This is a genomic window from Neorhizobium fuzhouense (assembly GCF_042611105.1).
GTDB classification, from domain to species: domain Bacteria; phylum Pseudomonadota; class Alphaproteobacteria; order Rhizobiales; family Rhizobiaceae; genus Neorhizobium; species Neorhizobium galegae_A.
Genome location: NZ_JBHFFP010000004.1, coordinates 160513 through 185439, shown reverse-complemented (window position 1 = coordinate 185439; position 24927 = coordinate 160513). Strand labels below are relative to the sequence as shown.

Genomic DNA, 24927 nt, shown 5'->3' with positions numbered 1-24927 from the left:
ATGCGGCAGAACGGCGGCTTTGAGCGAAAAACCGGGTGAGGGCATTTTGCTGGCGGACATCGATCGGAGATGTCCGCCAGCCTCTGGTTGACGAAGAGACGACGGGATTACACGCTCAAAGGCAGGATCATGCCGGAAGCCAACCCTTTCGCAGCGGATGATCGGACGGCAGCGGAAGGCTGACGATGCGACGGTTGCGGGCTGCATCGTAGAGCGCCGTGATGAGTTCGATCGACTGATAGGCTTCGTCGAGCGAAGGCAGGTAGAACTCCGCGCCCCCGGTGAGGCGGGCATGGACATCGGCAAACTGTCCGGCAAACCGGAATATGCCCTGGTCATGCTCGGCAACGATGGCATCCACCTCAGCCTGCCGGGCAGGGTCTCGGGCTTCGAAGGTCCAGGGGCCAGATCCGATATGGTAGGGCTCCGTCCCCGACGTAATGGTCATGTGCTCGAACAGCGCGCGAAAACGCGATGTGCTGCCGCAGGCACCGAGGGAGATCGATGAAGAAACCAGCGCGCCCTCGCGGGTTCGCATGGAAAGCGCCGCGCAATCCTCTGTCTCGATAGGGTTGACGCGGGTGTCGATGAAGGCTGCGACCTCTGTGATCTCTCCGGCGAGATGCGCCACCAGATTATGGGCATGGATGGCGTGGCTTACAAGCGCGCCTCCCAGTTCGCCCTCCCAGGTTCCGCGCCAGCGCTCCGCATAATAATCGGCGCGCCGGTCCCAATGGGTTTCGAGCGAGAGAACGAAAGGCCGGCCGAGCAGGCCTTTCCTCTTCAGGGCATGGGCCGCGTGGTAGCCCGCGCCATAGCGGTACTGGAAGATCGGAAACACCTGCCGGTCGAACTGCGCCGCCGCGTCCCTGATCTCGGACACATCGGCCAGAGAACCGGCAAGTGGCTTTTCGCAGACGACATGCTTGCCCGCTGCAAGAGCCTTGAGCGTCATCGGGGCGTGCAGGCGCGGTGGCAGGCAGAGATCGACAAGTTCCACCTGCGGATCCGCAAGCACCGCATCAAGATCGGAAATCGGCCGGCTGCCGGGCGCTTCGGCAGCACCGGCTGCGGCGCGTTCCGGGTTGAGGTCGCACACGTAGCGCACGTCAAACAGATGCGGCAGCTGCGCATAGCCTAAAATATGCGCCTTGCCGATTCCCGCGCCCGCAATGGCCACGCAAATCCTTCGGGTCATGAGGAGGCTCCCTGTTCTGCCATCTGCTGCGCTTCGAGCGCCAATTGTGTTGCAAGAAACGCGTGGGCTTGCGGCATGGCCGTCTCGGTCCGGTCTAGAACGTCGCGGATCAAGCGGCCAAAGAAGGGTTTGCCGGCGCCTGCAGCCTCAAAATGTTCGACGCCCTTGGCGTCGGCGAGGAAAACGTGATCCTGACCGGGACGCCCGGCGATATCGATATATTTGCGCAGTTCCAGATAGCCATGGGTGCCGAGAATGGTCATGCGTCCATCGCCCCAGGTGGGAAGCCCGTCAGGCGTCAGCCAGTCCACCCGCGCATAGCCACGCCCGCCATTGCCCTCCAGAAGCACTTCGCCAAAATCCTGGAATCCGGGGCGATCGGAATTGGCGACGTTTGCGATATGGGCCGATACGACATGCGCTTCGGTCGAGCCGGTAAAATGCAGGAACTGGTCGAACTGATGGGCGCAGATATCGGTGAGAATGCCGCCATAGCGGGCGCGATCCCAGAACCAGGCCGGCCGCAGGTGCGAATTGCGCCGATGCGGTCCAAGGCCGACGGTCTGCACCACCTTGCCGATGCGGCCTTGCGCAATCAGCTGGTCGGCAAGTGTGACGCTTTCGACCGTCAGCCGCTCGGAGAAGCACACGGTCCAGCGCCGGCTCGTTTCGGCCGTTGTCTGGCGGATCGCCGCGAGCTGTTCGAGCGTGGTGCAGCCCGGCTTATCGACCAGAACATCCTTGCCATGGCGCATGGCGGAGATGGCGATTGCGGCGCGCTCGCTGTTGATGGCAGCGCTCAGCACCAGCCCGATGCGGTCATCCTCGAAGATCTGCGCCGGTGTCCGCTGCGGCACATCCGGATAGGTTGCCGTGAAACTGTCGATCGTCGATTGCGGCGTGTCCGGTGTCACCGCGAAAGCTGAAAACGTCGCACCGGCGGCCGTCAGGCCATCGATCATGCCGTAGATATGGTTGTGATCAATGCCGATGACGCCAATAAAGAGGGGAGGGGTCATGAAAATGTCCTGGTGAAATCGGCCGGCCGCCGTCCTGATGCGCTTGGGGTCGATGGCGGGACTGGCCTTGAATGTCGTTTCCGGCCGCAAGGGTCAGTTTGAGCCGGGCGGTGGCCCGCCATATCGCGACGGAACCCTTTGGGCGATGTCTCCCGGCGGCCTTCAAGAGGCGCCGGGAGACGAAACGTGGCGTGGCTGCCTGTTTACTGCGCCCGCTCGACGATGGACTGGGCATCGTCGATGAAGGTCGAGGCGGCGGACTTGGCATCCAGACGGGCGAGAACCACGTCGGTTCCGATCCGCATGAAGGCATCGCGCACTTCGCCGGCACCCTTGGGGGCTGGCAAGGGAAGAGGCCCGACCTTGGACTGAATGGCGTCAAAGTAGGAGACGGAGAGCTTTTCCACCTCCGTGAGCTTCGGCGCCAGTGCCTCGCGCACTTTCGGGGAAGCGGGAATGCCGCGTTCAAGCCCCAGCACGCCGGTGATCGCCGGATCGTTCACCCAGGCATTCATGTAGCGGATGGCCGCTTCCGGATCCTTGGCATCGCGCGACAGCGACAGGAACATCGAGGGCTTGATGAACTGGCCGGGCTTGCCGTCCTTCTTGTGCGGCACCATGGCCGCGCCGATCTTGTCCTTGGCGGCCGCCTGGATGCCGACGAGCTGGTTCGACCAGAAATGCGCCATGGCGGTATCGCCGACCGCAACACCGGACTCGGCAATCGGCGCATCCAGAATGACGGTCTTTTCCTTGGCCCGCACGACGTCCTTCTTGCGCAGGTCCGCCCAGAACTGCCAGTAGCTGGCGACATCATCAACAGTTGCCGCCACCTTGCCGTCCTTGTCGTAGAATTCGCGGCCGTTCTGGCGCACCCAGGATTCAAACGTCTCGATCATCAGCGCGAGGTCGTCCGACCCCTTCACCTTGCCGCCGGATTTGGCAGTGATCGTTTCGCAGCTCTTGGCAAAATCGTCCCAGGTCCAGTTGATAAGGTCGGCATTGATGCCGGCTTCCTCGAAGACGCGCTTGTTGTACACGATGACCTGGCTGTTGGAGCCGATATTCAAGGCATAGAGCTTGCCGTCCACCTCGCCGCCGGCAAGCGGGCCCTTGTCGAAGTCAGCAATCATCAGGCTCTTGCCGACAAATTCGTTGAGTGGCTTCAACGCTCCACGGCGCACATATTCGAACAGGAAGCGGTAATCCATCTGGACCAGGTCCGCCATGTTGCGGCCGGCCGTCTGGGTTGCCATCTTGGTCCAGTAATCGCCCCAGCCAATGGTCTCGCCCGACACTTCGATGCCGGGATTGGCCTTCTGGAACAGGTCAATCACCGCAAAAGTGCGCTTGTCCCGCTCGGGATTGCCCCACCAGTAGTGCCGGATGCGGGTGGCGGCCCGTGCCGGCGTGATCGAAAGCTGGGATGCTGCAAGGCCGGTGCCTACGGCGCCTAAGAGCCTGCGTCTTGTCAGGTTCATCATGATCTCCTCCTCCATGATTGAAATTTCAGGGTCGGACCGGTGACGGTGTCGCCTCGGCCGACCTGTCTTGAAAGATCGGTTCTTCCCTCGTCCTCTTGCTACTGCCGGTCGCTCCTCCGATCCGGCAATTCGTCTGGTTTTGTCCCGCTACGCTCTTCTGATGCAAAGGTCAGATGTGGCTGCGCAGCAGTTCGGTCAGGCACAGCATGGCCATTGCCTGTCCATAAGGCATGGATGTGCGGCGGATCTGCCGGTAGAAATCGAGATCGCTGCCCATCGCCGTGCCGAACGACACCTGCATCAGTTCGCCGTCCGGGCTGATATTGTCGATGACCCCCTTCATCGCCCTCTCGGCCGTTTCCAGATAGTCCGGTCCGAGATAGCGCTTGCGCACGCTCTTCATCAGCCCGTAGGCAAAGCCTGCGGTGGCGGAGGCTTCCAGATAACTCTCCGGATCATCGATCAGGGTGTGCCAGAGGCCTGAGCGATCCTGATGGGTTTTGAGGGCAGAGGCCTGGCGCGACAGAACCGAGAGCAGGTGCCGGCGCAACGGATCGCGCTCCTCAAGGTCAAGCAGCTCGATGAATTCCGGAATGGCGATGGTGATCCAGCTATTGCCGCGCGCCCAGCGGGCCCGGGCAAAATTGTGGTGGCCATCAAAGGTAAAGCCGTGGAACCACAGGCCTGTCTCTGTGTCCATTAGATACTGCGCATGCAGCAGAAACTGGTATTTGGCCTCTTCCACGAAGTCCGGCCGGTTCAGCACGAGGCCGATCTTTGCCAAAGGCAGCACGCTCATCATCAGCGTGTCGTCCCAGATCTGCTGGTCGTTGACGCTGTTATAGACGATATGCTGCAAACCACCCTCGCGAGTGCGCGGCATTTCGTGCATCACCCATTCGGCCCAGGTTTCGAGATAGGGCAGAAAACGCGGATCGCGGTTCATCTCGTAAAGATGGGCAAGCGTCAGGAAGGGGGCGACCGTGTTGATGTTCTTGGTTGGCGTGCCTTCGGCAAGGCGCGCTTCGAACCAGTCGGTAATGATGGCCATTACCTCTTTCTGGCCGGTCTGCTGCCAGTATTTGAGAAGGCCGTAAAGGGCAATGCCATGCGTCCATTCCCAGCCGGCCCAGCCTTTCGTATCGATGACGCGCCCATCCTCGAGCTTCAGGAGAAATTCGCCCGTTTTGTCCTCGATATGAATGAGATTGTGCGTCAACCGGTCGATCAACGTGCAGATGTCTGCCCGCCCAAGCAGGGTCGGCTTCTGCCGTAGCAGAGAATGCATGCTTCAACTCCTCCCCAGTTGAAATATTTTCGGAACTTCGTTCCGGAATTTGAGCAGACCATAGTCTGACACGCATTTCAACGGCGTTTTTCGGCAAGTTGACGGCTCGGTGGTGGGACGGGCGAGCAGGGTTGAGCAAGACGGGTAAGCCGGGCGGTGCGTGGAGAGGTTGCTTGACAGCGCGCCTTGACCAAATTCAGAATGGAATTTCAGAAAATGTGGAATGCTTGCCATGGCCGATAATGCTGCCAAGACTGAAAATGCCGCCGCCGTCCTCAAGGTGTTTGCGGTGCTGGAGGCATTGGTCGAGTCACGCCAGATCGGCCTTGCCGATCTATCGCAAAAGGCCATGACGTCGAAAACCACGGCACACCGCCTGCTGCAGACCATGGTCGACCTCGGCTATGTGGAGCAGGATGCCGAAACGGAAAAATATCGCCTGACGCTCAAACTGTTCAGTCTTGGCGCTCGCTCGCTGAGCGATCAGGCCGATCTGTTGCGGGTGGCGAATCCGGCCATGGGCAGGCTGTCGCGGGCAACGGGTGAATCCATCAATCTGGGCGTTCTAGACAGCCGAGAAGACAAGGTCGTCTACATCCACAAATACGATGCCGCCTTCAATCTGGCGATGAAATCGCCGCTCGGCCTGCGCAACCCGTTGCATAGCACAGCACTCGGCAAGGCGCTTCTGGCCTTTTGCTCCAAGGGTGAACAAGAGGAGCGACTGGCCCGGATGGTGCTTGATCGACGCGCGCCACGCACCATGACCGAGCGTGCAGCCCTTCTGTCCGATCTGGAAAAGACCCGTGCGCGTGGGTATGCGGAGGAGGTTGAAGAAAGCGAGGCCGGCGTGCGCTGCATGGCTGTTCCGATCTTCAACCATCTAGGTCATCCGATCGCTGCCATATCGATTTCCTTCCCGCTCTTTCGCTTCGACGAGGCAAGGCGCGCAGACTATGTCGAACTTCTCGTCAGTGCCGGCAAAGCCGCCTCCGAAGCTTTGGGAGGTCGGTTCCGGTTGGGGGCGGAATGACATTCTAAGGCAAGAGGCCGCTGTCCAGCTGAACGCGCGTGGTTTTGGGCTGGAATGCGCCAGAAGCAGACATGCAATGCCAATGTCACGACAGTTCTGCTAGGGTGTTGAGGAAGGCGCGGACGGCGGGGTTCGATCGTCGGCTCTCGGGCCACAGCGCTGTTATATTGTGCCGGTCCACCGCATAGTCGGCCAGAACCGGCACGAGCGCTCCCCGCCTCACCCAGGCGCTGGCCATGAAACTCGTTGCCATTCCAATGCCGGCACCCGCCGAGATCGTCGCAAGAACGGCTTCGCTCGCGTCGACGATGATGCCGGAGGACGGCACAATCTCGACCTCCCTGTTCCCGACGCGGAAAGGCCAGCGGAATAGCTGGCCGCTACTCTGGTAGCGCAGGCTGACAGTGTCGTGCTCTGCCAATTGGTCCGGATGGGTCGGCGGGCCGCGCCCGGCCAGATATTCGGGAGAGGCATAGCAGCATAGCCGATGCGGCAGAAGGCGGCGGGAAAGCAGGCGCGAGTCTGACAGATCGCCGATGCGGACCGCGACATCGAAGCCGCCTTCGATAAGATCAACCATGTGGTCGCTCAGACGCAGATCTATGTTAACCTTCGGATGGAGCCTGCGAAACTGAGGGAGCACCGGCGCTATTACGTGCAGACCGATCGGCAAAGATGCCGCGATTCGTAATGTGCCGGCGGGCTCGGTGCGCGCTGCTTTTGCCGTCTGCTCGATCTCTTCGGCGTCGTTCAGCAGCCTGAGCGCACGCTCATACAGATCGCGCCCTTCGGCCGTCAGGGTCAGGGAACGTGTCGTGCGCGCAAAAAGCGAAACGCCGAGCTGCTTTTCCAGCCGCTGAATGCTTTTACTGACCGCCGAGGGTGAGATGGACAAGGAGCGGGCGGCGGCGGTGTAGCTTCCGAGCGAGCCGGCGCGAGCGAATGCAATCAGCCCCCTCAGCCTATCAATTCCGATTTGTTCCTTCATGGCACTATTAAAGCGAATTGTCTGAGGATTATCAATCGAACAAGTTGATCGTATCTTCAGTCATCGAAACCAATATCCAAGCGAGGCCATGATGACTGACATGATGAAAGCCGTGCGATTGCACGAATTCGGTGGACCGGATGTCCTCCTCTATGAGGATGCACCCCGACCGGAAATCTCGGCTGACGACGTGCTTGTTCGCGTCCATGCCACGAGCCTCAACCCGCCGGATCTCTATCTGCGCGACGGTTACCGGGCTCTCCCGCCGGAATGGCAGCCCAATCCAAGCTTTCCGCTGATCCTTGGCACGGACATTTCCGGCACGGTTGCGGCCGTCGGCGAAGACGTGTCGCAGTTCAAGGTCGGCGACGCGGTCCATGCGATGGTCCGGTTCCCGCATGACCTCATGACGGGAAGCAGCGCCTATGCCGAATATGTTCGTGTTCCCGCATCGGACTTGGCGCTGAAGCCCGCCGGGATCGACCACATCCAGGCTGCCGGCGCGCCGATGTCGCTTCTGACCGCCTGGCAATTTTTGGTCGATCTGGGACACGATGCGCCGAACCCTTTCCAGACTTTCCCGCATGCACCGGCTCCGCTCGACGGCAAGACCGTTCTGGTGAACGGCGCCGGCGGCGGCGTCGGCCATCTCGCAGTCCAAATCGCGAAGTGGCAAGGCGCGAGGGTGGTTGCCGTTGCTTCGGGTAGACACGAGGCGCTTCTCAAAGATCTTGGTGCCGATATTTTCATCGACCACACGAAGACGGCTGCCGAACTAGTGGCGAAGGATGTTGATCTGGTGCTCGATGCCGTCGGCGGCGCGACTATGGAACGCTTTCTCCCCAGCATTAAGCCGTATGGCGCCCTGTTTCTCGTCAACCCGATGGGCTTTTCAGGTTATGACGAAGCCGCCCGGCGAAAGATCACCGTCTCGACGACGCAGGTGCGCTCGAACGGCGTTCAATTGGCAGAGGCCGGCCGTCTGCTTGAGGACGGCTCCATACGGGTGGTGATCGACAGCACCTATCCGCTGGCCGAGGCAGCGGCAGCGCATCGTCGTGCTTCCGAAGGGAGCATCCAGGGCAAGATCGTGCTGGTCGCCGTCTGATCACCACTTGACCAGTCAAGGCCCACGCCGCCGCGGACGGGCGGTCGAGGCGCTGATACAGGAGCTATCCCATGCTGATTATCACCGGCTACATGCACGTCGATCCAGCCGATCTGGCGCAATGCATGACGGAACTGAATGCGCTGGCATATACAACACGAAAGCGTCCGGGCAGCATCACGTATGATGCTGCCGTGGACGATCCACAATCAGGTCGATTGCTGATATCGGAACGTTGGGTCGATCAGGCTGCGCTTAGCGCTCATTTGCAGGCTGCCGACACGATCGCGTTCGTCAGCCGCTGGATCGGTAAGATGCGAGGGGAACTCAAGAAATACGACGCATCTAACGAACGCGACATCATGGATTGCTGACGCTGCTACCGGTTGGAGCTCTACGTCCGCTTTGGGCCGAAAGTCGCGCAGTCCATCGCCCCAGGCTGCGGACCGCATCGAGGCGACAGCTGAATTCTGCCGCCTCGATACGCACGTCATTTCAGATAGGCGAACAGCCTTCTCAGGCAGCCTTGTCCTGAGAGACAGGGGCAACCGTTTTCGACCAGTCGGCGTACCAGGCCTGGAAGAGCTTGAACTGCTTTTCGACAAAGCCGCGCTGGCTGTCGGACAGACTGTCCGTCTCGTTGAAGTGCAGCGTATATTCCGGGTTTCCGGTCATCACCAGCATGTGCTTGTAAAAGAGGACGAGATCCGGGCCTTCGTCGAAGGAGGAGAGCACGGCAAGGGCGTTTTCCAGCTCAAGCGCCTGGGCGCGCGCCTTTGCATCGCCCCTGGCGGCTGCCTCGCAGAGCGATACCAGATGCAGCACTTCGCGCGGCAGGACATTGCCGATGCCGGTAATGGCGCCCGAGGCACCGCAATTGACGAAGCCGTGGAAGACGGCGGTATCGACGCCGACCATGAGCGTGACCTCATCATCGCGGCTGGTGATGTTTTCAGCCGCATAGCGCAGGTCTGCCGGACCGCCGAATTCCTTGAAGCCGATCAGGTTCTTGTGGTCCCGACGCAGCTCGAAGAAGAGGTCGGCGCGGGTGGCAAAACCGTAATAGGGGCTGTTGTAGATGACGGCCGGCAGCTCCGGCGCCGCCGACAGAATGGCCTTGAAATGCGCCCGCTGGGCCGACACGGACGTGCCGCGCGACAGGACCCGCGGGATGACCATGAGACCGTGGGCGCCGACCTTCTGGGCGTGGGCGGCATGTTCCGCGGCAATTTTCGTGTTGACCGCCCCCGTGCCGACGATGACGCGCAACCCAGCCTTGACCAGGCGTTCGACGCCTTCCATGCGCTGCGCGTCGCTCAGCAGCGGCCAGTCACCCATCGAACCGCAATAGACAACGGCCGACATGCCGGCATCCACCAGTTCGCGACCCTTGCGCACCAGTCCGTCGAAATCGGGGCTACGGTCGGCATGGCACGGCGTCATAAGGGCCGGGATGCAACCGGTGAAAATGTTCGAAGTCATTGCAATCTCCATCTGGCGGGCGGCGCGGCCACGGAAGCCACTTCCAATCGACAGCTAGTATACACTTTGTATTTTGAATGTCGACGGAAAACCGCACCGGCGGACTCGTCAGGAATCCAGAAGGTAGCGGGCCTCATGTCGGGGTCTCAGGGATCGTTGATCTGGCGGGCATTGCCTGTGTCGCGGGCCACGTAGTCCTGGATCTGGGCAACGATCTGGGCCGCATGGGCAAGGGCCAGGCGATCGGCCCGCTCGACATCGCCGGCCTCGATGGCGAGGATCATATCCTCGTGCTCCTCGACATATTGCCGGGGCAGTCGGTCGTCGAATGTCGAGTAATAGAGCCGCAGGATCCGCCGTCCTTCATCGAGCAGGCGGGCAAAGAACGTCGTATAATAAGCATTGCCGGCGCGCTCGGCGATGGCCACGTGAAAATCACGGTTGGCCTCGATCATGGCATAGGCGTCCTGCGCCGAAACCGCCTTTGCAAACGCTTCCTGGCGGGCGCGAATGGCAAGGGCCGGGCCCGCACTCTGCCGTTTGGCGGCTCCGCGTGTCGTGACGCGGTACATCAGCGTCAGCGCTTCGAAATAGGCCGGAAGGGCGGCAAAATCGATGGCGGCGACGATCGTGTTGCGGTTGGGCAGGGTCGTCGTCAGCCCGTCGGCGGCCAGTCGCAGCAGGGCCTCCCGCACCGGGGTCCGCGACATGCCGAACCGCTCCGACAGTTTGACCTCGTCCAGCGGCGAGCCGGGCTCAAGCGTCATCGCCAGGATCTCCCGGCGGATCGTCGTATAGACCATCTGGGTGCCGAACCCGCGGGTGCGGGCCGGGTCTTGAGCATCCTGTGTCGTCGTGGTCGCCATTGCAGATCCGTCTCTCGTTTTTGCTCATCCATCATACTGCAGGGCGTCTGTCGATGAAATTCATCGGGCAGTTTTCGGCGGCGACGAAGAGAGGTTTTCCCGGATCGTCACGCCCCGGTAAGGTCCGTTGAAGCGTGCTGGCTGGCGCAGAGGCACCGAGCCGGCGCGATCTGCGACGAACAGGGCGAACCGTTAAAGAAACGGACGCCGGAAAGTGTTCGAATTTTGGTGGAATGCCCATATATTACAATGTTCTAGGTGTCTCGTACTGCGGACCGGACAGCCTGTCACAGGTTATGAAATCGTACAGCCGGAGACGGTTCTAAAGGAGCCATTAACCTTTATTTTCTACTTAATAGCACTGCCATTTGTACGCGGTTGGTGTGATGCATTTTCATAGAACGAACTTCCCCAAGTCCCTTGAAACGATGCAGTCCGACGAGGACTTTCTCGACGGCGGCGCACATGCGCCGGAGCGGCGGACACCAACGGTCGATCCGAACGAGGCCACGATCGAGCAGGCGCCGTGGCAGGCCGCTTTCAAGCTGGCGCCGAATGTGCGCTTCACCCGCACGCCGGAAAGCATTCTTGCCCGTCCACGCAGCCGTGACCAGATGGCGCCCGTTGCCCCGGAAGAGCGGATGCCGGCGGCCGCCGGCCGTCTGGTCGAGCCGCTTGATGTGAACGCCCAGCCGCCGGTCAACGAAAATGCCACACTTGCGCCGGAACTTCTCGTCAATGCCTTGCAGGGTGCCGCGTCTGCCATGCAGCAGATGCCGGTCCCGCCCAAGGTCAAGCCTGAACCTTCGCCGCGCGCCCTGATTTTCAGGCGCCAGCCGAAGGAACAACCGAAAGTCGAAATGCCTCCAGAACAGAGTATCGAGACCGCTTCTCCCACTTTTGCCGCGGAGATTTCTGTCACGCCCGAACCGCAATCGACCGCCAGCGCAACCGCGCCTTGCGTACCGGCATCCGAACTCCCGGCTGCTCCGCCGGCCGTGGTTCAGGCATCGCCTGCTGTCGAGGCGCCGATCATCGTCGGCACGTCTGTTGCAACCGTTCCTTCTGAGGTGGCAGATCCGTCTCTTCCGCTCGATGCGCAGGCGAAGCTCTGGCTTTCCGATTTTGCGTTCTTTGAAGCCGGGATCGCCTCCGATCAAGCGCCGCTGGCAGCCCAGCCAGTGTCGCTAGCCCAGCCATCCGTTCCGACCTTGAAGCGTCGCCCGGCCGAAGTCGTGCGTTTGTCGCATCCGCTTGTGCCCACTTCCGTGACGGCGCTCTATCGCGAAGTGCGTCCCGGCACCCGGTTTGAGCGGCGTCCTCTCTCGGCGCCCGCCGCCGAGTTGCCGCCGGCTCCGCTCGCAGTTGAGGCTCCAGTCCCTGCTCCGGTGATCGAGGATACCGGCGCAGCCGCTGTCGAAACGCTCGCCGCGCCGCAGGAGAGCCAGGAGGCGGCAGCAGCTTCCGACACTGTTACGGACGCAATCGCCGTTCAGCCGCAACAGCCCGTGGCACGCGCGGTCGTGCCGATGTCGCGGCGTGTGCCGCAAGGATTGCCGGGCCTTTCCGGCGCCATGGCCGTGCGAGAAAGCGACGATGCCTACGAGTTTCCGCCGATCGCACTTCTGCAGGAACCCTTTGGCCAGCAGGCGGAAGCGGTCCAGCCGGATGCGCTCCAGCAAAGCGCCGGTCTTCTCGAAAGCATTCTGGAAGATTTTGGCATTCGCGGCGAAATCATCGACGTGCGCCCCGGCCCGGTTGTGACGCTCTACGAATTCGAGCCGGCGCCGGGTGTGAAATCCTCGCGTGTCATTGGCCTGGCTGACGATATCGCCCGCTCCATGTCGGCGCTGTCGGCGCGCGTCGCGGTCGTTCCCGGCCGCAATGTCATCGGCATCGAATTGCCGAATGCCGTGCGTGAAACGGTGTTCCTGCGCGAACTCATCGAATGTGAGGATTACTGGGAAACCAAGCACCGGCTGGCGCTTTGCCTTGGCAAGACCATCGGTGGCGAGCCTGTCATTGCAGAGCTTGCGAAGATGCCGCACCTGCTGGTCGCCGGCACCACCGGGTCTGGCAAGTCGGTTGCGATCAATACCATGATCCTGTCGCTTCTCTACCGGCTGCGCCCGGAAGAATGCCGCCTGATCATGATCGACCCGAAAATGCTGGAACTGTCGGTCTATGACGGCATTCCGCATCTCCTCACCCCTGTCGTCACCGATCCGAAGAAGGCCGTTCTGGCGCTGAAATGGGCGGTGCGCGAGATGGAGGATCGCTATCGCAAGATGTCGCGGCTCAGCGTGCGCAACATCGACGGTTACAACGCCCGTGCCGCCCAGGCGCGCGAGAAGGGCGAGACGATCACCGTCAACGTGCAGACCGGCTTTGACCGTCACAATGGCGAGATCGTCTACGAGGAGCAGGAACTCGACCTGTCGCCGATGCCCTATATCGTTGTCGTCGTCGACGAAATGGCCGACCTGATGATGGTGGCCGGCAAGGAAATCGAAGGCGCCATCCAGCGTCTTGCCCAGATGGCACGCGCCGCCGGCATCCATCTGATCATGGCAACGCAACGACCCTCCGTCGATGTTATCACTGGCACGATCAAGGCCAACTTCCCGACGCGCATCTCCTTCCAGGTGACGTCGAAGATCGATAGCCGCACGATCCTTGGTGAACAGGGCGCCGAACATCTGCTCGGCCAGGGCGACATGCTGCATATGGCGGGCGGCGGCCGGATTTCCCGCGTCCACGGACCTTTCGTCTCGGATGCCGAGGTGGAACACGTCGTTTCGCACCTGAAGGCGCAAGGGCGTCCGGATTATCTCGGAACCGTCACCGAAGACGAAAACGAAGCGGAAGCCGAGCCGGAAGCCGATGCCGCCGTCTTTGATCGCAGCTCCATGGGCAGCGAAGATGCCGACGACCTTTATGAAAAGGCCGTCAAGGTGGTGATGAAGGACCGCAAGTGCTCGACCTCCTATATCCAGCGGCGGCTCTCGGTCGGCTATAACCGCGCCGCCTCGCTGGTGGAGCGCATGGAGCAGGAAGGCCTGGTTGGTCCTGCAAACCATGTCGGCAAGCGCGAGATCATCTCCGGCAAGCCGGCCGTCGCGCTGCCGGACGATTGAGCCTCAAAGCTTTTGCCGGGCAGCCGCATAGCGGTTGGCCGGCTTTGACAGGCCAAGGTTCTCGCGCAGCGTCGACCCCTCGTAGTCCTCGCGGAACAGGCCGCGGCGCCGCAGTTCCGGCAAAACCAGCTCGACAAAATCGGTAAGACTTGCCGGCAGTGTCGGGAACATCAGGATGAAGCCGTCGGCAGCACCCGCCTCGAACCATTCCTCCATGAAATCGGCGATTTCGGTCGGTGTGCCGGTAATGCCGTTGCCCGTGCTCTTTTCGGCGTAGTGGCGAATGAGGTGGCCGAGCGTGTGACCCTGACGGATGTAGTCGGTCAGTTCCTCGAACAGGGCCTTGGAGCCCTTCGGCTCGGTCGGCAGGCGCTCCATGGGGAAGGGCTCGTCAAGCGCTGCACCGGACAGATCGGTTTCCAGAAACTCGCCGAGCATCCAGCGCCCGACATCGGGATGCAGGTTGTCGATGAGGAAATCGACCTTCGCCTGCGCTTGCGCTTTCGTTTCGCCGACATTGATCACGACGCCCGGCATCATCTTGAGGTCGCTGGTGGAGCGGCCGTATTTGGCCATGCGTCTCTTGACGTTTTCGGCAAAGGCCTTGTTGCGCTGAAGGTTGGAGGCAAGGCTGAAGACGATTTCGGCGGTGCGGGCAGCAAGCTCCATGCCCGGCTCCGACCCGCCAGCCTGGGCAATGACCGGGCGCCCCTGCGGCGAGGCGGCGACGTTCAGCGGCCCGCGCACCTGGAAATGTTTGCCCTTGTGGTTGAGAAGATGCAGCTTGTCCTTGTCGTGATAGAGGCCGGAGGCCTTGTCGAGCACCAGCGCATCCGGCTCGAAACTGTCCCAGAGGCCGAAAACGACGTCAACGAATTCCGCGCCGCGCTCGTAGCGCCAGCTATGCGGCGGCAACCCGTCGAAATTATAGTTGTAGCCGGCTTCGTCGTGGTCGGATGTCACCACGTTCCAGCAGGCGCGTCCGCCGCTCAGATGGTCGATCGAGGCAAAGATGCGGGCAAGATTGAATGGCTCGTAGAAACTGGTCGAGGCGGTTGCGACGAAGCCGAGCTTTTCTGTCAGCACCGAGAGCGCCGAGATGAGCGAAAGCGGCTCGAAGCGGTTCATCTTGGTGGGCGAGCGGGCCAGCGCTTCCGGATCACCAACGGCGGCTGCCGGGGAGTCTGCCAGGAACATGAAATCGAATTTTGCCGCTTCCGAGATTTTTGCGACATTGAGCAGGTGATCGATGGTGTTGGCGCCATGCACGTCGGCTGCCGGATGGCGCCAGGCGGCCGGATTGAAGCCGAAGGTGTAAACGAAGGTGCCAAGCTTCAGCTTGTCGGTGCGGGCCATCGAAATCGTCCTTATGTCTGGTCTGCGGGTGGGGTTTCCAGCCGCCGCAGGGGTGTAAAACGGGCCGTCAGCGCATGCTGGCTGCCGGGATAGGTCAGGCGCACGCGCGTCACGGTCTCTTGCGGCCGCCAGGTCTGGCGCTCCACCGTCAGCACGGGAGCACCGGGAGAAAGACCGAGCGCCTCGGCAACGGATGGCAGGGCCGCTTCGGCAGAGATCCGGTGTTCTGCCGCATTCCAAGGCACATGGTGGAGCAGCCACGGCCCGGGTGACAGCGTCTCGAACGCTGCCGTTGCCGCTTCCGGCACCAGGCCGAGGTTGATGATGCGCTCCTCAAGGCAAAAGGGTTTTTCATCGGCCCTGTGCATCACGGTGATCGCCAGAAGCTTGCGCCGCGCCGGGAGGACACAGGTGGCCCTTTCGGCGCGTGTAGGCAGGCGCAAAGTGCGCGACAGAACCTCGAAACGGTAGGAAAGGTTCAGCGCCCGAACCTCGTCGCCGATATCGTAGATTTCCAGGATGGCGCTTTGCGGCCCCTGCGGCAGGACGATGCTGCCGGTCTTGCGGCGCCGGAGCAGAAGTCCTGCCCGGGCAAGTTCCGTCAGCACCTTGTTGACGGTCATGCGCGAGCACCCGTAGGTCAGCGTGAGCGCCTGTTCGGACGGCAGCTTGTGGCCCGGCGGCCAGCGACCGCTGACGATATGGCCCTCGATCTCCTGCAGGATTCGGGCATGGAGAGAGGCGGGCGGGGAGCGTCTCTGCGGCTGTCCTGTGCCCGAGGTCTGATCCATGCTCTGGCCCTCCTGCGCCGCTGTCCGGTCAGGCCAGCATCGAGGCACCGCGATCCAGATAGGTATCGAGGAACTGCTCGAGGCGTGGATGGCGCGGCTTGGCAAACACGGTTGCGGGCGCCCCGGTCAGGACGAGGCGGCCCTGGTCGAGAAAGCTGATCTGGTGGCCGATGGTGGCTGCAAAGCCGATCTCGTGGCTGACGACGACCATGGTCATGCCCTCTGCGGCCAGATCGCGCATGACGGTCAGCACCTCGCCGGTCAGCTCCGGGTCCAGTGCGGAGGTCGGCTCGTCAAACAGCATGATCTTCGGCGAGAGCGCCAGCGCCCGGGCGATCGCCACGCGCTGCTGCTGGCCGCCGGACAGCTGCGACGGGTAATGGCCGGCGCGGTTTTCGAGCCCCACCTTGACGAGTTGTGCCATGGCGCGCGCCTCGGCCTCTTTCTTCGGCACCTTGTGAACGGTCTTCAGCGCTTCGGAGACATTGCCGAGGGCTGTCATGTGCGGCCACAGATTGAACTGCTGAAACACCATGCCGATCTGCGAACGCACGGTGCGGATCTGGCCTGCAGGCAGCCGTTCCCGCTCGTTCCTTGCATTCTCAAAGAAGCCGAGCGCCTCGCCGTTCACTGTGATCATGCCTTCGCTTGCCTCCTCCAGAAAGGCAAGGCAGCGCAGCAGCGTGCTTTTCCCCGACCCCGAAGGGCCGATGAGGCAGGAGACCTTGCCTTCTGGAATATCGAGATCGATGTCCTGCAGCACCGGCGTCTGGCCGAAGCGCTTGACAAGTTTTCGAACGGAAATGGCGGGAAGCGTCATGGCGTGGAAAACCTGTAGGTGGAAAAGCGGGATTCGGCAAAGCGGCCAAGCCGGGCCGCGGCCTCGACAATGACCCAGTAGATGACTGCCAGCAGGAAGATGGCTTCGAGGAAGGCATATTCCTGCGAACCGATGGCACTGACGGTGGTCGTCAGTTCCGGTACGGTGATGATGGACAGAACCGCCGATTCCTTCAGCAGGATGACGGCAAGATTGACCGAAGGCGGCATGACGATCAGCGCCATTTCCGGCAGGAGAATACGCCGGATGATCTGAAACCTGGAAAAGCCGAGGCATTCGCCGGCTTCCACATGGCCATGCGGCACGGCGGCGTAGCCGGCGCGAAAGATCTCCGAATAATAGGCGCTCGCATAGATCGACAGTCCGAGAAGCCCGCAGGGGATCGGATTGAGCGACAGCCCGATGAAGGGGCCGCCGTAATAGACGAGAAAGATCTGGATGAGGAAGGGCGTGCCGCGCAGCACTTCGACCACAAGCCCGAGCGGCAGGTCGATGAATCGCCCGCCATAGCGCCGCGCCGTTGCGACCAGAAAGCCGATAAGGACGCCAAGCAGCATGCCGGCAACCCAGAGCGCCAGCGTCACGCCGGTGCCGGCCGCGATTTCCGGCAGGTGCTTAAGGATGACATTCGGGTCGAAGATCATTTGGCGCCTCCCGGCAGGGCCCGTTCACCAAAGCGGCCGGCAAGCGCCACGCTCCAGCAGATGACGAGATAGATGAGGGCGGCCGAGGAAAAGATCTCGATCGGCAGATAGGTGGAGGAGGCAAGATCCTGCGCCATGCGGGTGATTTCCACGATGCCGACGACGGAGACCAGCGAGGAGGATTTGAGGATCATGATCGCCTCGTTGACGAGGGCCGGGAAGGTCAGCCGCAGGGCAATTGGCACCTTGATGCGCAAAAACACCTGGCGGGGCGTAAAGCCGACCATGTCGGCCGCCTCGACGAGGCCGCGCGGCACGCTTTCAAATCCGCCGCGCAGGTTTTCCGCCTGATAGGCCGCCGTGCAGAGCGACATGCCGGTGATGGCGGCGACAATGCTCGGCACGTTCAAGCCGATGAACGGCAGAAGATTGTAGATGAGCAGTAGCTGCACCAGCAACGGTACGCCTCGGAAGAAGCTGATGAAGAATTCGGCCGGCCGGCGATAGAGCGCCTTGCCCGACAGAAGCGCTGCCGACAGCACAAGCGCCAGCAGGAAACCGATGGCAATCGAGATGGCGCTGATGCCGATGGTCCAGGCCGACGCCTGTACCAGAAGATTGAACAGCTTGAACGACATGGGGCAGGCATCCGTCGCGGGGGCGGTTGACCGGATTTCGGTCAACCTTTTTAACCTGCGGGCAGGACGATCAAGCCTGCCCGCTTCCGTCAGCCGATCAGATGGCCGGGTCCTTCACGGCATCCGGCGTATCGAACTTGGTGCCGAACCACTTTTCCTGCAGCTTTGCCATGCGGCCATCGCCCTTCATCTTGAGGATGGCGGCATCGACGGCGTCCAGCAGCGACTTATGATCGGCATCCTTGGTTCCGACGAAGCCGAAATAGGTGGGCTTGCCGAAGGGCGGCAGCACGACTTCAAACATGCCCGCGCGCTGCTTGGCGACGAAGGCGATGTTGGGCAGCGAATTGGCAACGGCCACCACGCGGCCGGCCGCCATGTCGGCATAGGCATCGTTGAAGGCCGGATATTCGCGAATATCGACCTTGGAGGGCAGCGTTGCGGAGAATTCGGTGAGCTGGGCAAGCTGGGCGGTTGCCTTGCCGACGCCGACGGCCTTGCCGGCAATATCCTGCGGCTTGGTGATCGAGGCGTCGCCCGCCTTCTTCAGGATGGCAACGGTGGCTTCTGCGATCGGTGCCGAGAACCGGTAGCGCTCCATGCGCGCCTTGGTGATGGTGGCGGGACCCGCGACCACATCGAACTTGCCGGCTTCAAGGCCCGGCAGGACGCCTTCCCAGGGCAGTGTCACCCACTCGATCTTGACGCCGAGTTCCTTGCCGATTTCGGCGAACATATCGACGTTGAGGCCGACGTGATCGCCGGCATCGATGAAATCGAAGGGCGCAAAAGCAGTTTCGGTGCCGACCTTCAGAACGCCTGCGGCCTTGACCTTGGCCAACACGTCGTCCGCATGAGCGGCAACACTTGCGCTAAACAGCATGGCCGCCCCGAGGGCCGCCTTGAGGAAACTTCTCTTCTGCATCATGATGCTCCCATCTCTTGTGCGCGACAGCGCGATGATCCCCGAATTCGTCCGGTGGCTCCGGCCCTTTTGACTATACAAATAGATCGGGCTGCCGGGCCGATGTCAACAAATTTGTGCAGATCTTCATTCTGCTTAAAAAATGCGCTTTCTGGCTGCTGCGATTGAAGTGTCATACACTCATGATTTGCAAAAGGTCGGATGCGGGGGTATGCCCGAGCCTTGTCTTTCAGCCGCCAAGGCACCGAGAGTTTGACCCATGTCCGATACGCTCAAGCAGTTTGCCGCCTATTATCGCCCCCATACGCGGCTTTTCCTCCTGGATTTCTCCTGCGCGGTCGTGTCCGGTCTTCTCGAGCTTGCCTTCCCGCTGGCCGTGACACTGTTCATTGACAGGCTTTTGCCGACGGGTCAGTTCGGCTGGATCGCGGTGGCCGCCGTGGGCCTGCTGCTGGTCTATCTCGCCAATGCCGGCCTGCAGATCATCGTTACCTACTGGGGCCACATGCTCGGCATCAACATCGAGACGGAGATGCGGCGCAAGGCCTTCGACCATTTGCAGACGCTGTCCTTCGGCTATTTCGACAATGAGCGGACGGGCCGGCTGGTGGCGCGCCTGACCAAGGATCTCGAAGAAATCGGCGAGGTGGCCCATCACGGCCCGGAAGACCTGTTCATCGCAGTGATGACGCTGATCGGCGCCTTCTGCATCATGCTGTGGGTGCATGCGCCGCTGGCGGTAATGGCCGCCATCATCGTGCCGCTCACCGGTTTTCTCACCACCCATTACGGGCAGAGGATGACCGTGACCTGGCGGGCGCTCTATGGTCGCGTTGCCGATTTCAACACCCGTATCGAGGCCAATGTCGGGGGCATCCGCGTCGTGCAGGCCTTTGCCAACGAAGAGCACGAGCGCCGGCTGTTTGCCAGAGACAACAGCAATTACCGCGACACCAAGCTGCAGGCCTATCGGTACATGGCGGCATCCACCTCGCTCACCTATCTCTCGATGCGCTTCGTGCAGGTGGTGATCATGCTGGCTGGTGCCTGGTTCGTCACGCAGGGAAGCCTCAGCGCCGGCGGTTTTGTCGGCTTCCTGCTTCTCGTCAACGTCTTCCTGCGTCCGATCGAGAAGATCAATTCCGTCATCGAGACCTATCCGAAGGGCATTGCCGGCTTCCAGCGCTATCTCGCCTTTCTGGCGCAGAAGCCCGATATCGTCGACCGTCCCGGCGCAAAGCCGTTGTCGCGACTGGATGGCGATATCGTCTTCAAGGATGTGGCGTTCCAGTATGCCAGCGGCCAGCCGGTGTTTCAGGGCCTCAATCTGTCCGTCAAGCAGGGAACGATGGTGGCCTTCGTCGGGCCGTCCGGTGCCGGCAAGACGACGCTCTGCTCGCTGCTGCCGCGGTTTTACGACGTGACGGACGGTGCCATCACCATCGGCGGCGTTGATATCCGCGACATGACGCTCAAATCCCTGCGCGGCAATATCGGCATCGTACAGCAGGACGTGTTCCTCTTTGCCGGCTCGATCCGCGAAAACATCGCCTATGGTCGCTTGGGGGCCTCCGACACGGACATTATCGAGGCTGCCCGGCGGGCACGGCTGTCGGATGTGATCGAGGCTTTGCCCGACGGCCTCGATACGGTGATCGGGGAGCGTGGCGTAAAACTATCGGGCGGGCAGAAGCAGCGGCTGGCGATTGCCCGCATCTTCCTCAAGAACCCGCCGATCCTCATCCTCGACGAGGCAACGTCGGCGCTCGATACGGAAACGGAACGCGCCATCCAGGCGTCGCTTGCAGAGCTTGCCGTCGGGCGCACGACGCTCGTCATTGCCCACCGGCTGGCCACGATCACCAAGGCGGACCGGATCCTGGTCGTGGACAAGGGTCGCATCATTGAGCAGGGCAGCCATAGCGAGCTCGTGGGCATGGCGGACGGGCTTTACCGGCGCCTGCACCATGCGCAGGTGGACGGTCTTGCCACGCTTCTCGATGAAGGGCGTCCGCCGCTCTCCGGTGAAATCAAGACGGCCTGAAATCCCCGTCGGGGCCGCATCTTCCGGGCGTGGCTGCGTACCCGATTCGCCCTCGGCGGTAAAATCGGTTGGTATGGCGGGCCCGCGACGCTGCATATGCGGTCGTTCGCGGCCCCATCCTTGCCCGAATTTCCTGCTCCTGTGTCCTGAAACCGCCAGGGGTGAAACTTTTGGCACCCCGGTGGCGTCTTTGTGTGCACTGCATTTGCGCCGGCGGGCAGACGCGAATATATACTCAATTCCTTGAACATTCGCGTCCTCTCCCAGGGACGCACGGAACGCCAAAGCACCCGCCGGATGGAACAGAACCTACTTCGTTATATCTGGAATCACACGCGTTCCCAACAGATCTGGATCCTGTTCATCGTCCTGTTCTCGATGCTGCCCTATTTTGCGGCCTTCGACCTGCCCAAGCAGATCATCAACGGCCCGATCCAGGGGCAGGGATTCGAATCGGCGGACGCCTCTGCCGCCTTCCTCGATTTCAGCTTCACCGTTCCGGTCATCGACTGGACCATTTCCTATGACGGAATCCAGCTGAACCGGCTGTCCATGCTGATGGCGCTGAGCGGCGTCTTCCTGCTGCTGGTCATCGTCAACGGCCTGTTCAAGTTCTATATCAATACCTACAAGGGTCGTCTCGGCGAGCGGCTGTTGCGCCGCATTCGGTATGAGCTCGTCGACCGCGTTCTGCGCTTTCCGCCCAACACCATGAAACAGGTGAACGGCGCGGAAATCTCGACCATGGTGAAGGACGAGGTGGAGCCGTTCGGCGGCTTTACCGGCGATGCCTTCGTGCAGCCCGCGCTTCTGGGTGGACAGGCCGCCGCCGCCCTCTTCTTCATCTTCCTGCAGAACACCTGGCTCGGCATGATCGCTGCCGTCATGGTGGCTATCCAGGTCGGCATCATTCCCAAGATGCGCCGCCGCCTGATCGATCTCGGGCGCCAGCGTCAGATTACGGCGCGTCACCTGGCCGGCAAGGTGGGCGAAATCGTCGAGGGCATCGACACGATCCATGCCTATGACACCTCCAATTACGAGCGCGCCGATATTGCTGCCCGGCTTGGTCAGATCTACCGGATCCGTTTTGAGCTTTACCAGTGGAAGTTCCTCGTCAAGTTCGTCAACAACTTCCTGTCGCAGCTGACGCCCTTCCTGTTCTACTCGATCGGCGGCTATTTTGCCCTGCGCGGCAGTCTGGACGTCGGCCAGCTGGTGGCCGTCATCAACGCTTACAAGGACCTGCCGGGACCGCTCAAGGAACTGATCGACTGGGATCAGGCGCGCCAGGACGTGCAGGTGAAGTACGAGCAGGTGCTGGAACAGTTCGAGCCGCCGCAGCTGATCGAGCCTGCGGTGCAGGTGATTGCGCCGATTGCGCCGGCTTTTCCCGGCGGTGCGCTGGCGGCGACCAATATCATCATTGCCGATGGCAGCGGCGCCAAGGTGGTCGACGGGGTGTCGGTGAAGATCGAGCGCGGCGAGACGGTCGCCGTCGTCGATAATTCCGGCAGTGGCGGCGAGGCGCTTGCCGAAGCCTTCGGCCGGCTGGTCTGGCCGCTGTCCGGCAAGGTCACGCTGGGCGATGCCGATATTCTGGAACTGCCGGAATCCATTACAGGCCGGCGGATCTCCTATGTCTCGGCCAACAGCTATTTCTTCCACGGCAGCCTGAAGGACAACCTGCTCTATGGGCTGAAGCATGCGCCCACCAGCACCGTCAGCTATAGCGGCCGCGACGCGGCAACCCGCAAATGGGAGGTGCATGAGGCGCAAATGGCGGCCAATTGCAGCTATGACCTCAATGCCGACTGGCTCGACCGGCGCTCCACCTCGGTTCTGCGCGGATTCAACGATGACCTGAAGCAATCGCTGACGCGGGCGCTCGATGCCGTGCAGCTGACGCCGGACGTCATGGAACTGGCGCTGCACTCGATCATCGATCCGCAGGAGAATCCCGGCCTTGCCGAGCGTGTGGTGGAAATGCGCCATGCGCTGCGCGACGCGCTTAAGCAGGAAGGGCTTGCGCATATCGTGGCGCCATTCGACCCTGCCTCCTACAATACCGAGGCGACCGTTGCGGAAAATCTTCTGTTTGCCGCAACCCGCACAAGCGCGCCTTCGGAGACGGACGTGGCGGAAAGCCAGTACGTGTTCGAGGTGCTGAAGCGTGCCGGCCTCTCCGAGCTTCTCTATGCCATGGGCATGACGATCGCTGAAAACCTTGTGGAAATCTTTGCCGACCTGCCGCCGGAACATCCGTTCTTCCAGCAGCTGCAAAATATCACCGCCGACGACATTTCAGGCTACCAGCAGTTCCTGCAGAAGCGAAAGGCACGCAAGGAACAGGCCGTGACGGAGGATGAGCACCGCAGCATCGTGCGGCTTAGCCTCTATTACATCGAACCGCGCTATCGCTTCGGCGTGCTGACGCAGGAGATCATGAGCCAGGTGGTGGCGGCCCGCGACCTGTTTTACAACAATCTTCCCGCCGATCTGCGCGACCGGGTGGAGCGCTATGACCCGCATCGCTATATGGCGGCCGCCACGCTTCGGGAAAATGTGCTGTTCGGCAAGCTTTCCCATAGGGCTCCCGATGCCGCTGTCCATGTCCGCGAGATCGCCAAGCGGATCATGGATGAAAAGGGGCTGCTCGACAGCTTCCTCGGCATCGGCCTCAGTTTCGACGTGGGGAGCGGCGGGCGACGCCTGACGCTGACGCAGCGCCACAAGATCAGCCTGGCGCGCGCGCTTATCCGCCGGTCGGACTTTTACATCTTCAACCGGCCTTTGCCGGGGCTCGATCGCCGCGTGCAGGAAGAGATCGTCAAAAACGTTCTTGATTTCCTCAAGGAGCAGGACAATGATCCTGCCATTGTGTGGGTTCTTTCCAACACAACACTGTCACGCCTGTTTCACAGAGTCATCGTATTCGATCGCGGCGTCGTGGTCGCCGATGGACCATACGATACTCTGGACAAAGAAAGTGGTATCTTCAAGTCGCTGGTGGCGTAAGCTGACGTTGCTGTGCGGAGGGGAGATAAGTGGACCTCCATGTTGCTCAACGACGAAGTGAAGCTTCTGCAGAAACTGCCCTATTTCAGCAAGGTCGATGCCTGCAAGCTGAAATTGCTGGCGTTTGCATCGGATCGCGTCTGCTATGATGCGGGCCAGGTGATGTTCCGGCAGGGCGACAGCAGCGATGCGGCCTATGTGCTGCTGCGCGGAAAAGCGGATCTTGTGGTCGATACGGTCGCAGGCGAGAAGAAGGTGGGCGAAGCCCATGCCCATTCCATGGTTGGCGAAATGTGCCTGCTTTCGGAGGCGCCGCGGGGTGCGACCGCCCGCGTGACGGAACCGCTGGAAGCGCTGCGCATTTCGCGCGATTGCTTCCTGAAGGTCGTCTCCCACAATCCGCAGGTCAGCTTCCAGATCAGCCGGTCGATGGCCGAAACCATTCGCGATGCAGCCCACGCACCCCAAAAGGCGTTGGCCAAGATGCCTGGCCTTGCGCTCGCCAAGCTGCCCGAACGCGTCGATTGAGCCTGTCCTGACGGTTTCTGCGAGCCACCTTTGCCGCTTCCGCCGCGATCAGCGCCGGCGATAGTGAAAATATCGACCTTCCTGAATGCTTTCCAGCCGCGGCAAGGGCTGAAGGTCCGCATGGTCCAGCGGCAGCCCGCTCACGGCAACGCCGCCCGGTGCCAGCATGCCCGCCACCATCTGCGGCAGCCATGTCAGCGTCACGGCATCGACGTCCGGATAGCCGGTGCCGATATCGGCATGGACGAGGGCGGCATTCTTTCCGACAAAGGCCTGCCCGGTTTCGCGGATTTCCCCCTCGACGAAATTCTCCGGTTCGGGCGTCGCAGAGGCATGCGAGGCCAGCTTGCGATCAAAGGCGATGATCCGCCGGCCGCCGAAACATTCGCGCAGATGGCTGAAGGTGCGGCCATTGCCAAGCCCGATCTCGAAGACCGGGCCTTCTTCCGGCAGATCGCCATGGTCGCGCACGTGGTTTAATAGGTCCCGCTGCGCGCTCATGCGGTTGATGAAACTGTCGAGCCTGCTCACGCTCGTCT

Annotated in this window: 21 protein-coding genes; 7 read left to right on the top strand and 14 right to left on the bottom strand. The window is 61.6% G+C overall.

What is annotated here, in order from left to right:
- Positions 1-127: 127 nt before the first annotated feature.
- The 4 genes from ACEXP3_RS09580 to bglB all read right to left on the bottom strand — a co-directional run bounded on the left by ACEXP3_RS09580 (position 128) and on the right by bglB (position 4989).
- The gene (locus tag ACEXP3_RS09580) at positions 128-1198 is read right to left on the bottom strand and encodes a Gfo/Idh/MocA family protein (RefSeq protein ID WP_377297049.1); all 1071 of its coding nucleotides are present in this window, start codon (positions 1196-1198) and stop codon (positions 128-130) included.
- Positions 1195-2217 (bottom strand): Gfo/Idh/MocA family protein, encoded by a 1023-nt coding sequence (locus ACEXP3_RS09575; RefSeq protein WP_377297048.1) that lies wholly within the window; start codon positions 2215-2217, stop codon positions 1195-1197. Before ACEXP3_RS09575 ends, ACEXP3_RS09580 begins: the two co-directional genes overlap by 4 nt.
- Before the next feature lie 203 nt (positions 2218-2420).
- On the bottom strand, positions 2421-3698 hold the full coding sequence (locus ACEXP3_RS09570) for an ABC transporter substrate-binding protein (RefSeq protein ID WP_377297047.1): 1278 nt from the start codon (positions 3696-3698) through the stop codon (positions 2421-2423).
- Positions 3699-3870: 172 nt separating this feature from the next.
- Complete coding sequence (gene bglB, locus ACEXP3_RS09565) at positions 3871-4989, bottom strand: beta-galactosidase BglB (RefSeq protein WP_377297046.1); 1119 nt, start codon at positions 4987-4989, stop codon at positions 3871-3873.
- 232 nt (positions 4990-5221) lie between these two features.
- On the opposite strand from bglB, the gene kdgR reads away from it, so the two are divergent.
- The gene (kdgR, locus tag ACEXP3_RS09560) at positions 5222-6022 is read left to right on the top strand and encodes a DNA-binding transcriptional regulator KdgR (protein WP_377297045.1); all 801 of its coding nucleotides are present in this window, start codon (positions 5222-5224) and stop codon (positions 6020-6022) included.
- An 85-nt stretch (positions 6023-6107) separates the two neighbouring features.
- Here kdgR and ACEXP3_RS09555 read toward each other — a convergent pair whose 3' ends face one another.
- On the bottom strand, positions 6108-7010 hold the full coding sequence (locus tag ACEXP3_RS09555; protein ID WP_377297044.1) for a LysR family transcriptional regulator: 903 nt from the start codon (positions 7008-7010) through the stop codon (positions 6108-6110).
- A gap of 91 nt (positions 7011-7101) precedes the next feature.
- Between ACEXP3_RS09555 and ACEXP3_RS09550 the strand changes: the two genes are divergently transcribed.
- Both ACEXP3_RS09550 and ACEXP3_RS09545 read left to right on the top strand, forming a co-directional pair.
- Complete coding sequence (locus ACEXP3_RS09550) at positions 7102-8118, top strand: NADP-dependent oxidoreductase (RefSeq protein ID WP_377297043.1); 1017 nt, start codon at positions 7102-7104, stop codon at positions 8116-8118.
- Positions 8119-8189: 71 nt separating this feature from the next.
- Positions 8190-8492, top strand: coding sequence for a putative quinol monooxygenase (locus ACEXP3_RS09545; RefSeq protein WP_377297042.1), 303 nt, complete (start codon positions 8190-8192; stop codon positions 8490-8492).
- Positions 8493-8634: 142 nt separating this feature from the next.
- Here the strand turns inward: ACEXP3_RS09545 and ACEXP3_RS09540 are convergent, their stop codons facing one another.
- Both ACEXP3_RS09540 and ACEXP3_RS09535 read right to left on the bottom strand, forming a co-directional pair.
- Positions 8635-9600 carry a dihydrodipicolinate synthase family protein gene (locus ACEXP3_RS09540; RefSeq protein ID WP_377297041.1) on the bottom strand — a complete coding sequence of 322 codons (966 nt, stop codon included), beginning with the start codon at positions 9598-9600 and terminating at the stop codon, positions 8635-8637.
- A gap of 146 nt (positions 9601-9746) precedes the next feature.
- On the bottom strand, positions 9747-10466 hold the full coding sequence (locus ACEXP3_RS09535) for a GntR family transcriptional regulator (protein ID WP_377297040.1): 720 nt from the start codon (positions 10464-10466) through the stop codon (positions 9747-9749).
- Between the two features lie 386 nt (positions 10467-10852).
- On the opposite strand from ACEXP3_RS09535, the gene ACEXP3_RS09530 reads away from it, so the two are divergent.
- Positions 10853-13603: a DNA translocase FtsK gene (locus ACEXP3_RS09530; RefSeq protein ID WP_377297039.1), complete on the top strand. Its 2751-nt coding sequence runs from the start codon at positions 10853-10855 to the stop codon at positions 13601-13603.
- Positions 13604-13606: 3 nt separating this feature from the next.
- Here ACEXP3_RS09530 and ACEXP3_RS09525 read toward each other — a convergent pair whose 3' ends face one another.
- The 6 genes from ACEXP3_RS09525 to ACEXP3_RS09500 form a co-directional block, all read right to left on the bottom strand.
- A complete protein-coding gene (locus tag ACEXP3_RS09525) occupies positions 13607-14959 on the bottom strand; it encodes an LLM class flavin-dependent oxidoreductase (RefSeq protein ID WP_377297038.1) in 1353 nt (450 codons plus the stop codon).
- A gap of 11 nt (positions 14960-14970) precedes the next feature.
- On the bottom strand, positions 14971-15750 hold the full coding sequence (gene hutC / locus ACEXP3_RS09520; protein ID WP_377297037.1) for a histidine utilization transcriptional repressor HutC: 780 nt from the start codon (positions 15748-15750) through the stop codon (positions 14971-14973).
- A gap of 28 nt (positions 15751-15778) precedes the next feature.
- Positions 15779-16570, bottom strand: a complete 792-nt coding sequence (locus ACEXP3_RS09515; protein WP_377297036.1) for an amino acid ABC transporter ATP-binding protein — start codon at positions 16568-16570, stop codon at positions 15779-15781.
- Positions 16567-17235, bottom strand: a complete 669-nt coding sequence (locus tag ACEXP3_RS09510) for an amino acid ABC transporter permease (RefSeq protein WP_377297035.1) — start codon at positions 17233-17235, stop codon at positions 16567-16569. The genes ACEXP3_RS09515 and ACEXP3_RS09510 overlap by 4 nt, the downstream gene beginning before the upstream one ends.
- Positions 17232-17873, bottom strand: coding sequence for an amino acid ABC transporter permease (locus tag ACEXP3_RS09505; RefSeq protein WP_377297034.1), 642 nt, complete (start codon positions 17871-17873; stop codon positions 17232-17234). The genes ACEXP3_RS09510 and ACEXP3_RS09505 overlap by 4 nt, the downstream gene beginning before the upstream one ends.
- A 97-nt stretch (positions 17874-17970) precedes the next feature.
- A complete protein-coding gene (locus tag ACEXP3_RS09500) occupies positions 17971-18798 on the bottom strand; it encodes a transporter substrate-binding domain-containing protein (RefSeq protein WP_210107078.1) in 828 nt (275 codons plus the stop codon).
- Between the two features lie 259 nt (positions 18799-19057).
- Between ACEXP3_RS09500 and ACEXP3_RS09495 the strand changes: the two genes are divergently transcribed.
- From ACEXP3_RS09495 to ACEXP3_RS09485, 3 genes are all read left to right on the top strand, one after another.
- Positions 19058-20842: an ABC transporter ATP-binding protein gene (locus ACEXP3_RS09495; RefSeq protein ID WP_377297033.1), complete on the top strand. Its 1785-nt coding sequence runs from the start codon at positions 19058-19060 to the stop codon at positions 20840-20842.
- 297 nt (positions 20843-21139) lie between these two features.
- A complete protein-coding gene (locus tag ACEXP3_RS09490) occupies positions 21140-23860 on the top strand; it encodes an ABC transporter transmembrane domain-containing protein (protein ID WP_377297032.1) in 2721 nt (906 codons plus the stop codon).
- A gap of 39 nt (positions 23861-23899) precedes the next feature.
- Complete coding sequence (locus ACEXP3_RS09485) at positions 23900-24388, top strand: cyclic nucleotide-binding domain-containing protein (RefSeq protein WP_377297031.1); 489 nt, start codon at positions 23900-23902, stop codon at positions 24386-24388.
- Between the two features lie 48 nt (positions 24389-24436).
- On the opposite strand, the gene ACEXP3_RS09480 is transcribed toward ACEXP3_RS09485, so the two are convergent.
- Positions 24437-24919, bottom strand: coding sequence for a class I SAM-dependent methyltransferase (locus tag ACEXP3_RS09480; protein ID WP_210107044.1), 483 nt, complete (start codon positions 24917-24919; stop codon positions 24437-24439).
- Positions 24920-24927 lie beyond the last annotated feature (8 nt).